Annotated in this window: 12 protein-coding genes; 3 read left to right on the top strand and 9 right to left on the bottom strand. The window is 41.4% G+C overall.

The features are described 5' to 3' along the window. Positions 1-53: 53 nt before the first annotated feature. The gene (locus ABIE26_RS21695) at positions 54-245 is read right to left on the bottom strand and encodes a hypothetical protein (protein ID WP_310145692.1); all 192 of its coding nucleotides are present in this window, start codon (positions 243-245) and stop codon (positions 54-56) included. A 133-nt stretch (positions 246-378) separates the two neighbouring features. Further along, positions 379-954 carry an RNA polymerase sigma factor gene (locus ABIE26_RS21690; RefSeq protein WP_310145690.1) on the bottom strand — a complete coding sequence of 192 codons (576 nt, stop codon included), beginning with the start codon at positions 952-954 and terminating at the stop codon, positions 379-381. 265 nt (positions 955-1,219) lie between these two features. On the opposite strand from ABIE26_RS21690, the gene uvrA reads away from it, so the two are divergent. Together uvrA and ABIE26_RS21680 are read left to right on the top strand one after the other, a co-directional pair. Continuing rightward, entirely contained in the window at positions 1,220-4,030 is a 2,811-nt protein-coding gene (gene uvrA, locus ABIE26_RS21685; RefSeq protein WP_310145687.1) for an excinuclease ABC subunit UvrA, read from the top strand. A 7-nt stretch (positions 4,031-4,037) separates the two neighbouring features. Beyond that, the gene (locus tag ABIE26_RS21680) at positions 4,038-4,691 is read left to right on the top strand and encodes a LysE family transporter (protein ID WP_310145685.1); all 654 of its coding nucleotides are present in this window, start codon (positions 4,038-4,040) and stop codon (positions 4,689-4,691) included. 11 nt (positions 4,692-4,702) lie between these two features. On the opposite strand, the gene ABIE26_RS21675 is transcribed toward ABIE26_RS21680, so the two are convergent. The 7 genes from ABIE26_RS21675 to ABIE26_RS21645 form a co-directional block, all read right to left on the bottom strand. Further along, the gene (locus ABIE26_RS21675; RefSeq protein WP_310145683.1) at positions 4,703-6,928 is read right to left on the bottom strand and encodes a cation:proton antiporter domain-containing protein; all 2,226 of its coding nucleotides are present in this window, start codon (positions 6,926-6,928) and stop codon (positions 4,703-4,705) included. Between the two features lie 75 nt (positions 6,929-7,003). Next, positions 7,004-7,936 (bottom strand): bifunctional riboflavin kinase/FAD synthetase, encoded by a 933-nt coding sequence (locus ABIE26_RS21670; RefSeq protein ID WP_310145681.1) that lies wholly within the window; start codon positions 7,934-7,936, stop codon positions 7,004-7,006. Between the two features lie 2 nt (positions 7,937-7,938). Further along, positions 7,939-8,757 carry a YitT family protein gene (locus ABIE26_RS21665; RefSeq protein ID WP_354376253.1) on the bottom strand — a complete coding sequence of 273 codons (819 nt, stop codon included), beginning with the start codon at positions 8,755-8,757 and terminating at the stop codon, positions 7,939-7,941. Positions 8,758-8,801: 44 nt separating this feature from the next. Next, complete coding sequence (truB, locus tag ABIE26_RS21660; RefSeq protein ID WP_310145677.1) at positions 8,802-9,530, bottom strand: tRNA pseudouridine(55) synthase TruB; 729 nt, start codon at positions 9,528-9,530, stop codon at positions 8,802-8,804. Further along, positions 9,530-10,324, bottom strand: coding sequence for an undecaprenyl-diphosphate phosphatase (locus ABIE26_RS21655; protein ID WP_310145675.1), 795 nt, complete (start codon positions 10,322-10,324; stop codon positions 9,530-9,532). The genes truB and ABIE26_RS21655 overlap by 1 nt, the downstream gene beginning before the upstream one ends. A gap of 9 nt (positions 10,325-10,333) precedes the next feature. Then, positions 10,334-10,558, bottom strand: a complete 225-nt coding sequence (locus ABIE26_RS21650; protein WP_310145673.1) for a DUF3098 domain-containing protein — start codon at positions 10,556-10,558, stop codon at positions 10,334-10,336. After that, on the bottom strand, positions 10,558-11,436 hold the full coding sequence (locus ABIE26_RS21645) for a cell division protein FtsX (protein WP_310145671.1): 879 nt from the start codon (positions 11,434-11,436) through the stop codon (positions 10,558-10,560). Before ABIE26_RS21645 ends, ABIE26_RS21650 begins: the two co-directional genes overlap by 1 nt. 212 nt (positions 11,437-11,648) lie before the next feature. On the opposite strand from ABIE26_RS21645, the gene ABIE26_RS21640 reads away from it, so the two are divergent. Then, the gene (locus ABIE26_RS21640) at positions 11,649-13,868 is read left to right on the top strand and encodes an NADP-dependent isocitrate dehydrogenase (RefSeq protein WP_310145669.1); all 2,220 of its coding nucleotides are present in this window, start codon (positions 11,649-11,651) and stop codon (positions 13,866-13,868) included. Positions 13,869-13,940 lie beyond the last annotated feature (72 nt).

Here is a 13,940-nt window from a genome sequence, read left to right as displayed (position 1 = left end):
TTTATGCTAAAAAAAAAGCTGCCAGGTTTCTGACAGCTTAGGTTCTTTTTAAATTACTTTGCTTTTGAATAAGCCAGGATCCGTGAGATGCTTTCATCCGACGGCTCTCGTTTCAGGGCATCCAACTGTGTTTTTATGTGGTCATAAAATGCAGTATCAATTCCCTCAGCCTCTGTTGCAGAATTTGCCTCCTGCTTTTGTTGCTGGTAATTTAAATTGTCAATTGAAGTAAAGGTTTCCATCATAAGCAAATAACGTTGTATTAGTTTTACTAATTTAACGTTATGGCTATTAATTTATTTTAACCTTAACTATAATTAATTGTAATTTATTTTTTACAAATGAAATGTGCGTTTTTTAATAGGATACGCATGATAATTAAGAGATTTCCTTCACTTTCATCATTTTGCGCAGGTTATTTAAGGCATAACGCATACGCCCCAATGCGGTGTTTATGCTTACATCCGTCAGGTCAGCAATTTCCTTAAAGCTCAGGTCAGCGTAATGACGCATGATCAGCACTTCTTTCTGATCGTCTGGCAGTAAATGAATCATGGCCCTCAGGTCAAAATGCGTTTGTTCCCTCAGCATTCTATCCTCTGCACTTTCTTCATGAAACTGAAGCAAATTGAAAACATCTGTGCCGTCGGCGCTCGTAATTACGGGAGCCCGTTTTTCACGTCTGAAGTAATCGATAACCAGGTTGTGTGCAATACGCATTACCCAGGGTAGAAATTTACCTTCTTCATTGTAACGGCCTGATCGGAGGGTGTTGATTACTTTAATAAAGGCATCCTGAAATATATCTTCAGCCAGGTACTGATCTTTTACCAATAGATATATGGAGGTGTAAATTTTTGACTTATGTCTTTTCAGAAGTTCTTCCAAAACCGCTTCATTGCCGGTAAGGTATAACTTCACCAATTCTTGGTCACTATATTGTTGTAGTTTCATAGGAGTATCCGTACTAAATTCCCTTGCTGCTTGCTAAAAAAATACTTAGTAGATGTTTTCTTCTATATGAGTTCTCCTATTAGTTTGTTAGTTAGTGGTTTGATTTACTAGTTAATATTTCAAAAGAAGCATTTTTTTATTACAAAACCATATAAAAAGTGTTAAAAAAAATTAAAAGTGGGCTGAGTGCCTTATTTTTGCATTTCCGTAAAAAACCAAAATTGCGTTATTTGGGTTATATTAGCGGTATTCTAGCAGGAAATCAATGAATAAGGAAATCAATAAAGATCCACATAAAAATATTATCATAAAGGGTGCCAGAGTTCATAATCTAAAAAATATAGATGTGGCCATCCCAAAAAATAAGCTTGTAGTCATCACCGGAATGTCCGGTTCCGGCAAATCTTCACTTGCTTTTGATACCTTATATGCAGAGGGACAACGCCGCTATGTTGAAAGTTTATCATCTTATGCCCGGCAGTTCATGGGGCGGATGAATAAGCCTGATGTGGATTATATTAAAGGTATAGCACCCGCTATTGCCATTGAACAAAAAGTAATCACCTCCAACCCACGTTCAACCGTGGGTACTTCAACAGAGATCTACGATTACCTGAAACTTCTTTTTTCCCGGATCGGTAAGACTTACTCTCCCGAATCGGGTAAGATTGTTAAAAGAGATACGGTAACTACAGTCGTAGATTTTATATCGGGTTTGGGCGACGAAAGTGTGGTCACTATTTTTTGTCCACTTTTTCCGCACAATAACAGGTCGGTTAAAGAAGAACTTGCGGTTTTGCTGCAAAAGGGCTTTCTCCGGATTTCCTACAAAAAGAAGATTTATAAGATCGAAGATATTCTGGAAGATAAGGAATTTAAGGATTTTGAACTTACGGATGAGCATATCATCAATATTCTGATTGACAGGATAGTGGTGAACCAGGAGGAGGAAACTTTAAGCCGTATTGCCGATTCTGTTCAGACCGCCTTTTTTGAAGGTAAAGGAGACTGTTACGTGGAATTTGATGGTAAGCTGAATCATTTTTGCGACAGGTTTGAACTGGATGGGATCCGCTTTGAAGAGCCAACACCTAATTTCTTTAGTTTCAACAATCCTTACGGGGCCTGTAAAAGATGTGAAGGCTATGGTAATGTAATCGGGATAGATGAGGACCTGGTTATTCCTGATAAGAGCAAAAGTGTATACGACAATGCAATTGCACCATGGCGTGGAGAGAAGATGCGTGAATGGTTAAACAACCTGGTCAGAAATGCAGAGAAATTTAATTTTCCTATTCACCGGCCTTATAACGAACTTACAGAAAAGGAGCAGAGGCTCATCTGGACAGGTAATAAATATTTTGGCGGACTTGATGATTTCTTCAAAGAACTGGAAGAGCAGACCTATAAAATTCAGTACAGGGTTATGCTATCAAGATACAGAGGTAAAACCATTTGTCCGGATTGCAAGGGATCACGCTTGCGTAAAGATGCTTCTTATGTTAAGATTGACAACAAATCGATTATGGATGTGGTGCTTATGCCTTTGGCTACTTTACTTGGTTTCTTTGAAAACCTGAAGCTTTCTGAAAATGAACAGAAGATATCCAAACGTTTGCTGGCTGAAATCCGGAACAGGGTACTTTATTTGAATAATGTGGGATTAGGCTACCTGACTTTAAACCGTCTTTCCAATACGCTATCCGGCGGGGAGTCGCAACGCATTAACCTGGCGACTTCATTGGGCAGCAGTCTGGTTGGGTCTATTTATGTTCTGGACGAACCGAGTATAGGTCTTCACCCAAGGGATACCAATAAACTGATAGAAGTACTGCAATCGCTAAGAAATGTAGGCAACACAGTATTGGTAGTGGAGCATGAGGAGGAAATGATGAAGGCAGCCGATCATATTATCGATATAGGGCCCGAAGCAGGGACACACGGTGGAAACCTGGTGTTCAGCGGAACTTATGATGAGATCATAAAGGATAAAGGCAGTTTAACCGGCAGTTATCTTTCTGGAGTGCAAAAAATAGTTGTTCCTGCAAAACGCAGAAGCTGGAAAGACAATATATTGATAAAGGGTGCACGAGAAAATAATCTTAAAAATATAGATGTAAAAATTCCTCTTGGTGTATTTACTGTGGTGAGTGGGGTTTCAGGATCAGGAAAAACCAGTTTAATCAAAAAGATATTTTATCCTGCTTTGCAGAAAGCAATAGGTAACTATGCAGGAGAACAGACCGGTGCTTACGATGGTATTTATGGTAATTACGATCTGGTGAGCCAGGTAGAGATGGTAGATCAGAACCCGATAGGTCGTTCATCCCGTTCAAATCCTGTAACCTATGTGAAAGCATGGGACGATATCAGGTCTCTTTTTGCCGCATTACCAGCAGCTAAGGCAGCGGGACTAAAGCCTGCGGCGTTCTCTTTCAACGTAGAGGGCGGTCGTTGTGACGTTTGTCAGGGCGAAGGGGAGGTAAAGATAGAAATGCAGTTTATGGCCGATATTTATTTGCCATGCGAAACCTGTGGTGGCCGCAGGTTTAAACAACAGGTGCTGGATGTAACCTACCAGGATAAGAATGTAGCCGATATCCTGGACCTTACGATAGAAGAAGCAGTTGAGTTTTTTAGCAATGAACCAAAGATCCTAAATAAGCTAAAGCCTCTTGTAGATGTAGGTCTTGGTTACGTTCACCTGGGGCAGTCGTCCAATACCCTTTCTGGTGGCGAGGCGCAGCGCATTAAGCTGGCGTCCTTTTTAATTAAAGGTAACAGTGCCAGTAAAACTATGTTTATTTTTGATGAACCCACTACAGGTCTTCATTTTCACGATATCAAAAAACTGCTGATTGCTTTGAATACCTTAATTGAACAGGGAAACTCTGTGCTGGTAATTGAGCACAATATGGATATGATCAAATCGGCCGACTGGGTCATAGACATTGGTCCGGAGGGGGGCGATAAAGGCGGAAACGTGGTGTTCGAGGGAAGACCTGAAGAGCTGATAAATGCAAAAGGTTCCTATACGGGCGAGTTTTTAAAAAACCATTTTGAAATAGTATCTTAGCGGCTGTATGCTCTTTCTAACCTTAATTATAGGCATATTGTTAAATGCCATGGGCTATATACCACCCGGGAACATTAACCTGACAGTTGCGCAGCTTACCATCAACAGGGGTATGCGCCAGGCCTGGTCGTTTATTCTCTCTTTCTCCTGTGTTGAAGTTTTCTTTACCTTCGGGATGATGCGTTTTGCCCGCTGGGTATCAAGCGATGTAAACCTGGATGCCAATATCAATGAGGTAAGGATAGGTACTTATATAGATGCCTTTATGGTGATGTTGTTCCTGATCATGGGAACCATTACCTGGATGCACCGTAATAAAATTCCTAAAACCAAAGACAGCAATTCGAGTAAAAGAGGCAGCGTGTTTTATGGGATGTTACTGGGAATATTAAACCCGGTGCAAATCCCATTCTGGCTGTTTTTTGGCAATTATGTGATTTTGCACGAATGGATCAGGACCGACTACCTTTCACTGGTTATTTTCAGTTTTGGCTCCGGTATTGGTTCCGCCCTCGCACTTTATGGCTATGCGCATTTTGCCCGCTATATCCAGGAAAAATTTGCACTTAGCAGTTATCTGATCAATAAGTCTATTGCTATATTTCTGTGGGTACTGGCATTGTACCTGATCGTTAAACAGGTAGTCATTTATTTGCGATAGGTCCAGGTTTTTTATCCAAGGAGCGCTGGAATTTTTCTGGTATTGCCTACAATCCAGACAACATCTTCATTTTCGAAAACCATATTTGAATCGGGGTTCAGAATGCGTTCTCCCTTTCTTTCAATACCAACAACCAACCCCTGCGTGGTCTCCCTGATCCCGGAACTTCGGATGCTTTGTCCATAAACCGGGGAATTGGTATTGATGACCACTTTTTGCAGGGTCATATCCTTTTTAGGAAAACTCACTTCTTCCATATTTTCATCCACACTACCTTCAAATAGCTCTTTTACCAGAGCAAGTTGGTTATCCGTACCAATTACCAGAACTTTATCGTTAGGGAATAACCTTTCATCACGACCTGGGGTGGGGATCATAATTTTGCCGCGTTCAATCAGCGCGATATTGACACCATATTTTTCACGGATAGATAGTTCGACCAATGTTTGCCCGACCAGCCTGGATTCAGGGGCGATGACCAGCTCAGCAAGGTGGGTGTCCCATGGCAATATCTCAGGTTGTTTATTTTGCGCCTCACGTTCGTTCAGGTTCAGTAAAAAGCGACTTTCCAGGCGGTTGTAAAAGCCCTGCAGTTTTCTGGAGAAAATGAACATCCCGGAAACAATGAGTATTATGGCAATGGCAATAGCCAGCCAGGTATTGTAAAACTGAAAAATCAGGAAACCCACAAAGAATATGCCCAATGCAATGCGCAGAATTTCCAGTGCAACCAGCGGCCCCCGTGTGTATTTTTTGTTGAGCCAGAGGTGAGAGTAGGCCTTTCTTTCGATTCGTCTGATTGCCAATGCCCACAGAAATGGAGTCATGATCACTAAAGTAAGCACCAGACTAACAACGATACCGTTATTGCCATCAAAGAGGTTTGTTGTGATAAAAGGTTGGAGATACCGGTAACCCAGAAATACAATGGCTGTTAAAATAACCGAGTGAATAATGATGTTAAAAGTATAAGACTTGAGCAATATTTTCCAATCGCTCAGCGTAGTAATTCCCGCAGTACTGGAGCTGTATCTGTTCAGTCCCTCTACCCATTTTTTAGGCAGGTTTCGTTCCAGAAAGAAATAGAAAGGTTCTGAAGCCTTAATTAAATAGGGCGTGGTAAAGGTAGTGATTGCTGATACCGCTACGGCAATAGGGTAAAGAAAGTCGCTCGTCACTTTCAGGGATACACCAAGCGTGGCAATGATGAAAGAAAACTCACCAATTTGTGCCAGACTTAAGCCTGTTTGAACAGAGGTTTTGAGTGGCTGGCCAGAAATCAGGGCGCCCATACCAGAGCTTAAAAATTTACCCAATATGGTAGCTAGTGTAATGATCAAAATCGGAACAGCATAATCTACCAGGATCTTCGGATCAATCAGCATCCCTACCGAAACAAAAAATATTGCAGCGAAGAGATCTTTCACCGATTTCGTCAAATGTTCAATACGCTCTGCCTGTGTGGTCTCTGCAAGTATTGAGCCCATAATGAAGGCACCTAGTGCCGGAGAAAAACCAACCTTTACAGCCAGGAGTACCATAAGCAGACACAAGGCTATGGATACAACCAGCATGGTTTCATCATTCATTAGTTTTTTAGTGGCCTTCAAAAAGGTAGGGACTAAAAATATGCCGCCTATAAACCATAGCACCAGGAAGAAAGCCAGCTTTAATATAGAGATGAGCATTTGTGCGCCTGCAAACTGTTGACTTAAGGCCAGCGTTGATAAGAGTACGAGGAGGAGGATGGCCACCAGATCTTCCACAATAAGGACCCCAAATACCAGACCTGCAAACTTCTTATGTTTTACACCGAGTTCTTCAAAGGCCCGGATGATGATTGTTGTGGAAGAGACCGAAAGGATACCCCCCAGAAATATACTGTCCATGGTAGACCAGCCCATGGCTTTACCGGCAACAAAACCGATGAGCAGCATAAACACCACTTCCACAATGGCTGTTATGGATGCGGAGCCACCAACTTTTACCAGTTTTTTAAAACTAAATTCGAGACCCAGACTAAAAAGTAAAAAGATCACCCCAATTTCTGCCCAGATGTGGATGCTCTCATTATCGGTAACGGTAGGGATAAATTTGATGTGTGGGCCAACCAGCAATCCTGCAAGGATATAACCTAAAACCAGGGGTTGTTTAATTCTTTTAAAGAGGAGGGTAGTTACTCCGGCAGCGGCAAGTATAAGGCCTAAATCAGTAATTAATACTGGCAGATGTATCATAGAGAATAAGGGTTTCTCGTAAGATACGAAAAAAAAGCGCCTTTTTAACAGAAAGAAGCAGGTTTTTCTAAAATGTTACATTTTGTTGAAGTAGGCCAGGGTGTCTTCTTTATCCTGTTGCAATTGCAACTTAAGTGCTTCCAATCCTGTAAATTTTACATCGTGCCGTAAGAATTCAAGAAAGGTCATAGTAATGTCCTGTCCATAGATTTCCTGGTTGAAATCAAAGATATTTACCTCAATATTCCTGGTCATTCCATTAATTGTAGGGCGTTGTCCGATATAGGCCATTCCTTTAAAGGTCTGACCAGACATGTCTACCGTTACTGCATAGATTCCATCAGAAGGGATGAGCTTATAGTTCTCCTCTATAAAAATATTTGCGGTAGGGAAACCGATGGTCCTGCCAATCTTATCGCCTTTAATTACGCGACCATGTAAGGAAAAGTTGTAGCCTAAGTATTGAGCCGCCAGGGCTACTTCACCGTTTAAAAGTGCATTGCGGACCTTGGTAGAACTTACAGCAACATCGTTGATGTCCTGCTCGGGTATTACCTCTATTTTATAGTCATAGGTTTTGGCCATTTCTTTCAACTCCGGCATACCACCTTTGCGGTCTTTACCAAAACGATGATCGTAACCTACAATCAATTGTTTAACCCCTATGGTATCAACCAGAATATTTTTGATGTATTCTGCAGGGCTCAGATTCGAAAAATCACGCGTAAAAGGGGTAATGATCAGATGGTCTACACCCAGTCCGGCCAATATAGCCGCCTTTTCGTTAATGGTATTGATCATTTTCAAATCCTGATTTTCCGGATCAATAATTAATCTGGGATGTGGAAAAAAGGTCAGGATCACACTCTCTCCGCCAGTTGCCTTGGCGAGTTCACAAAGTCTTTTGATAATTTTCTGGTGACCATAATGTACACCATCAAAGGTACCAATGGTGACAACTGCATTATTTAAGCGTTTGAACTCAGAGAGATGGTTATATGTTTTCATAATTAATGTAAGGCCTGGCGTTTTACCACCCCGCCTTTTATGTCTGCGATTTGCTGTTGTATTACAAAGGCATCAGGATCTATCTGCCGGATAGCAGTCTGTAATTTTCCCATTTCAAGTTTGGTTACAACAGTATATAAAATGTTAATGTCTTTTTTCGTGCCATACCCGCCTTCACCTTTGTATATGGTAACCCCTCTTTTCATCCTGTTGATAATGAACTTTCTGATCTGTTCATTTTTTTCGGAGATGACTGTTACACCTGTATATTGTTCAATGCCGTTTACGATGTAATCAACGGTATTTGAGGCCGAAAGATAGGTGAGAATGGCATAAAGTGCGGTATCTATACTTAAAAGTATAGCCGCAAAGGAAAAGATCACAATATTCAGGATCAAAATGATATTGCCTACAGTAAGTGTGCTGTGTTTACTGATGTATAGCGCAAGCACTTCTGTTCCATCAATTACGCAGCCACCTCTCATGGCCAGGCCTATACCTCCCCCCAGGAACAAACCGCCAAAAAAGGCTATCAGTAAAGGGTCGTGTGTAATGGGTTTAAAAGGAGCTATGATCAGTGAAATGGCCAGAAGGGAAATGGCAACAGAGGTTTTGATGGCAAAAACTTTGCCTATCTGCCGGTAGCCCAGTAGCACAAAAGGCACATTGATCAACACAATCAGGTAGGAGAGCTTGAGTCCGGTTATATTGCTTACCAGCAGTGAGATACCTGTTACCCCACCGTCAATAAAGCCGCTGGGGAGCAAAAAACTTTTTAAGCCAAAGCATGCCGATACAATTCCACATGTAATCAAAAACACGTTTTTAACAAAATTCAGCTTAGTGGGTTTGGCGTGCCCTCTCATTATCCCGTTTTTTTGCTCCTAATATAATCAACCAGTTCCTTTACTTCAAAGGCATTTTCCAATAAAAAGCTTCCACTTCTTGTCCGAACCAGTTTAGACAGGTAAGCGCCATTGTTTAGCTGTTTACCAAAGTCAGAGATCAACGACCTGATATAGGTTCCCTTGCTGCAAACAATCCGAAAATCAACTTCTGGCAATGCTATCCTGGTGATTTCAAATGCAGGTACCGTTACATTGCGCAGCCGTAATTCTGTTTCTTCTCCACGGCGTGCTTTTACATACAGGCGTTCGCCATTTACTTTTACAGCAGAGTGAGCCGGTGGATATTGTTGTATATCGCCAATAAAAGGCGCGGTTGCCGAATAAATCGCCTCTTCGGTAAGATTGTCGAGTGAAAATTGCTGATCTACAACGGTCTCAAGGTCAAAGGAAGGCGTTGTTGCCCCAAGCACCATTGTGCCTGTATATTCTTTTTCTTCAGCCTGAAAGGTATCTATCTGTTTGGTCAGCTTTCCGGTGCAGATGATCAGCAGGCCGGTGGCCAGCGGATCTAAAGTGCCGGCATGCCCAACCTTTAGCTTTAGCGGCTTTAATGAGTTTCTTATCTTTCCAACAACATCAAAACTGGTCCATTCATAAGGTTTATTGATGAGCAGCAATTCTCCTTCGGCAAAGTTAAAATCAGGAAATACTTTGCTTGCTGCCTGCTCTTCTCGATGATCTGTCATTACAATACGTTCATTTCAACTCCTGAATAATAAAGTGCAATCAGGACCACACCTATAATTATTCTGTACCAGCCAAAAATACGGAAGCCATGTTTGGATAAAAAGCCAATAAAAGATTTAATGGCGATGATGGCCACAATAAATGCAACCAGGTTACCAAACAACAGCAATTTAACATTTTCTGCATTCAGCAAGTGGTAGCCTTTCAATAATTTATACCCTGTTGCAGCACACATGGTAGGCACAGCGAGGAAAAATGAAAATTCGGCCGCAACATGCCTGGTCAGTTTTTGCTGCATACCGCCAATGATGGTGGCTGCACTCCTGCTTAGTCCGGGAAATACAACCGCCAGCACCTGGAAACATCCTATTTTAAAAGCGGTTAAATTGCTGATCTCTTTTTCGTCGCTTACCGTTGGGTTGTTAAAGAGTTTATCTATAAACAACAATACTATACCGCCCAGTAGTAATACCACTGCAATAAAAAGCGGGTTCCCAAGCGTTTCATCAATAAAATCGTTCAAAAGAAAGCCAAAAAATAATGCGGGTATTACAGCAATGATCAGCTTTACATAGAATTGCCATTTGCTGAAATCGAAGAACTTTTTCCAATAGAGTACCACCACGGCTAAAATTGCCCCCAGCTGAATGGCAACTTCAAACAATTTTACGAAATCATCTTTTCCGATTCCCATGAAGGAACTGGCAATAACCATATGGCCGGTTGATGAAACCGGTAAAAATTCAGTTAATCCCTCTATTACAGCTAGAATAAAGGCTTGTAAATAATTCATTAACCCGCCCTATTTTTTTAAAATGGCATAAACACCAAAGCCAAAGCCAAATAAAACTACCATCGGGGCCAGTAAGGTCTTACGGAAATCATAGATGTCTGTAGTGCCAGTCATCAGGATAAAGCCAACAACAACAATGGCAATGCTGATCAATAACAACTGATAATTCTTTTTAGTGAATACAAGTTCACTTTTTGTGCCCTGACTTGCAGGTGTTGATTTTTTTTCTACCATTATCTGTAAAGGTCGTAAATTTTTAGATTTAAATATTTGCTTACCGCAAATGAGGTGCTGATAGCGGTAATGAAAATGCCTACGCCAACCAGGCCGATCAGCACCATGCCAAATTCACTGTAGCTTCTTAAAATGATCATTTCGGGGATTTCCTTCTGCGCATAATAAAGAATGCCTAGCAAAATCAAGATGGCAATAAAGGCTGCTATTAAACCGTGTAATGCTGCAATTAAAATGAAAGGTTTGCGTATAAAATTCCTTGTTGCACCTACCAGCTGCATGCTTTTGATCAGGAACCGCTGTGAATAAATAGCCAGGCGGATGGTATTATTAATCAGGGCAACAGAAATGACCAGTAAGATCACTGCAAAACCCAAAATGATCAGCCCTATGGTATTGATATTTTTGTTTACCATATCTATCAGTGAACTCTGGTAGATCACTTCTTTAACAATTGGATTTTTTCCAATGTTTGCCTTCAGGGCATCAATACTTTTGTTATTTGCAAAATCTGCTTTCAGGTAAACATCGATCGTAGACAATAGTGGGTTGTAACCTAAAAAGTTTACAAAATCTTCGCCCAGATCTGTGGTCAGGTTTCTGGCAGCCATTTCCTTGTTTACATAGACTGTGCTCTTGATGGCGGGGTTAGCATTCAGTTCTTTTTGGAAAGCAAGTACTTCTGTTTCTTTAGCGCCCTCGTCTACAATAATATTTAAAACAATATTTTCTTTTACGTAGTTCGATAGGTTTTTCGCGTGCACTAAAATCAATCCCAGCATTCCAAGCATCAATAAAACCAGGGCGATGCTGAAAATAGTAGAAATATAAATGGTTTTTGTCTTCTTAGAAGCATCACTAACTTCAAATTCTTCCATGTAATTGTTTTTAATGTTTTGCGAAATTAAAAAATATAAGCAATTAATGTACAAAGGTACAACGTAATTTCATGAGAAAATATTTTCTTTTCATGAGCCCGATGCCATTAAATTCATCTGTTTGTTCTATCTTTAGGCGATTTAATCAAAAGCAAGTTTATTCATAAACGATCTGCTTATTTTTCATTCATAATAATCGTATTTATAAAAATATGTCGAACACATCAAAAATTATCTATACCAAAACAGATGAAGCGCCAATGCTGGCAACCTATTCATTATTACCAATTGTACAAGCTTTTACAGCCTCAGCGGGTATTGATGTAGAAAGCAGGGATATTTCGTTAGCGGGAAGGATCCTGGCAAACTTCCCTGAGTTTTTAAAGGAAGATCAAAAAGTTGGAGATGCGTTGACAGAGCTTGGGCAGCTGGCTACAACACCAGCAGCCAATATTATCAAATTACCAAATATTTCCGCCTCTATCCCTCAACTTACTGAGGCCATTGCTGAGTTACAGTCCCAGGGCTTTGCCATTCCCGATTATCCGGAAAATGCCCAGACAGAGGAGGAAAAAGCCATCAAAGCAAAATATGCCAAGGTACTGGGATCTGCCGTTAATCCTGTACTGCGTGAAGGTAATTCTGACCGCAGGGCACCTAAAGCGGTTAAGAATTATGCTAAAGCAAATCCACATTCGATGGGTGCATGGTCTGCTGATTCTAAAACAAGGGTAGCTAGTATGACTGAAGGCGATTTCTACGGATCAGAAAAATCACTTACTGTAGCCGGGGCCACACAATTCAAAATTGAATTTGTGGATGTGAACGGTGCGGTTACTGAATTAAAAGGATTATCTCCATTAAAAGCAGGCGAGGTAATTGACAGTTCGGTAATGAACCTTGCCGCATTAAAATTGTTCGTAGCAAAAGCTATAGCAGAAGCAAAAGCTGCAGGTGTGCTGTTATCGGCGCATTTGAAGGCAACTATGATGAAAGTTTCCGATCCAATCATTTTCGGTGCCATAGTTGAAGTGTACTTTGCAGATGTTTTTGCCAAATATTCCGATCTGTTTAAAGAATTAAACATTGATACCCGGAATGGTCTGGGCGATGTTTACGCCAAGATTGCCGGAAATGCAAAAGAAGCAGAAGTAAAAGCTGCAATTGAAGCAGCAATAGCAAATGGGCCAGCATTGGCAATGGTAAATTCTGACAAGGGCATTACCAATTTGCATGTGCCATCTGATGTAATTGTTGATGCTTCGATGCCGGCAATGATCCGTACATCCGGACAGATGTGGAATAAAGACAACAAACAGCAGGATACCATTGCTATTATTCCTGATCGCTGCTATGCTGGCGTTTATACGGCAACAATTGACGATTGTAAAGCCAATGGCGCTTTTGATGTAACTACCATGGGTTCTGTACCTAACGTGGGTTTAATGGCACAAAAAGCAGAAGAGTATGGTTCTCACGATAAAACTTTTCAGGCTGTGGCCAACGGTACCATTCGTGTGACGGATGCTGATGGTAAGCTTTTCTTTGATCAGAAAGTAGAAAAAGGCGATATCTTCCGCATGTGCCAGACCAAAGATGCGCCAATTCAGGACTGGGTTAAACTTGCAGTAAACAGGGCCCGTTTGTCGGCTACACCTGCTGTGTTCTGGTTAGATGAAAACAGGGCGCACGACAGGCAGATTATTGAAAAGGTAAACGAATACCTGGCAGCACAGGATACCACCGGATTAGATATCCGTATTCTGTCGCCGGTTGAGGCCACTAAATTTACCCTGAACAGAATCCGTAAAGGTGAAGATACGATTTCGGTGACAGGCAATGTATTGCGTGATTATTTGACAGATTTGTTCCCGATCCTGGAGCTGGGCACATCGGCAAAGATGTTGTCCATAGTTCCGTTAATGAACGGTGGTGGTTTATTTGAAACTGGTGCCGGTGGTTCTGCACCTAAGCATGTTCAGCAGTTCCTGGAGGAAGGTTACCTGCGTTGGGATTCTTTAGGTGAGTTCCTAGCTTTGGCAGTTTCTTTAGAACATCTTGGACAGACACAAAATAACCCTAAAGCTTTGGTATTGGCTGAAACGCTGGATGCTGCAACGGAAACATTTTTGGCTAACGATAAATCGCCTGCCCGTAAGGTCGGACAGATCGACAACAGGGGCTCACATTTTTACCTGGCCCTGTACTGGGCGCAGAACCTGGCAGCGCAAACTAAAGATGCAGAGCTGCAGGCAAAATTTGCTCCTTTGGCCAAAACTTTAACAGAGAACGAAGCAAAAATCTCTGCTGAATTGATAGCAGCACAAGGTAGGCCGCAAAATGTTGGAGGATATTACAATCCTAGTGATGATCTGGCTTCAGCAGCAATGAGACCAAGTGAAACATTGAATACAGCCCTTGCAGGTTTATAAGCCCGGCATTAGCTGATAAAAAAGCCCGTTTGTTTTTGCAGACGGGCTTTTTATTTTTCCAAAACATTTAAG

Source organism: Pedobacter africanus (genome assembly GCF_040548825.1).
GTDB lineage: Bacteria > Bacteroidota > Bacteroidia > Sphingobacteriales > Sphingobacteriaceae > Pedobacter > Pedobacter africanus_A.
This window is presented reverse-complemented; position numbering and strand designations above follow the sequence as displayed.

What these genes read in the sequence shown, in the direction of transcription:
- ABIE26_RS21695 (WP_310145692.1), bottom strand. Translation starts at nt 245, where the DNA reads ATGATGGAAACCTTTACTTCAATTGACAATTTAAATTACCAGCAACAA.
- ABIE26_RS21675 (WP_310145683.1), bottom strand. Translation starts at nt 6,928, where the DNA reads ATGATACATCTGCCAGTATTAATTACTGATTTAGGCCTTATACTTGCC.
- ABIE26_RS21690 (WP_310145690.1), bottom strand. Translation starts at nt 954, where the DNA reads ATGAAACTACAACAATATAGTGACCAAGAATTGGTGAAGTTATACCTT.
- ABIE26_RS21640 (WP_310145669.1), top strand. Translation starts at nt 11,649, where the DNA reads ATGTCGAACACATCAAAAATTATCTATACCAAAACAGATGAAGCGCCA.
- uvrA (WP_310145687.1), top strand. Translation starts at nt 1,220, where the DNA reads ATGAATAAGGAAATCAATAAAGATCCACATAAAAATATTATCATAAAG.
- ABIE26_RS21670 (WP_310145681.1), bottom strand. Translation starts at nt 7,936, where the DNA reads ATGAAAACATATAACCATCTCTCTGAGTTCAAACGCTTAAATAATGCA.
- ABIE26_RS21680 (WP_310145685.1), top strand. Translation starts at nt 4,038, where the DNA reads ATGCTCTTTCTAACCTTAATTATAGGCATATTGTTAAATGCCATGGGC.
- ABIE26_RS21655 (WP_310145675.1), bottom strand. Translation starts at nt 10,324, where the DNA reads ATGAATTATTTACAAGCCTTTATTCTAGCTGTAATAGAGGGATTAACT.
- ABIE26_RS21645 (WP_310145671.1), bottom strand. Translation starts at nt 11,436, where the DNA reads ATGGAAGAATTTGAAGTTAGTGATGCTTCTAAGAAGACAAAAACCATT.
- truB (WP_310145677.1), bottom strand. Translation starts at nt 9,530, where the DNA reads ATGACAGATCATCGAGAAGAGCAGGCAGCAAGCAAAGTATTTCCTGAT.
- ABIE26_RS21650 (WP_310145673.1), bottom strand. Translation starts at nt 10,558, where the DNA reads ATGGTAGAAAAAAAATCAACACCTGCAAGTCAGGGCACAAAAAGTGAA.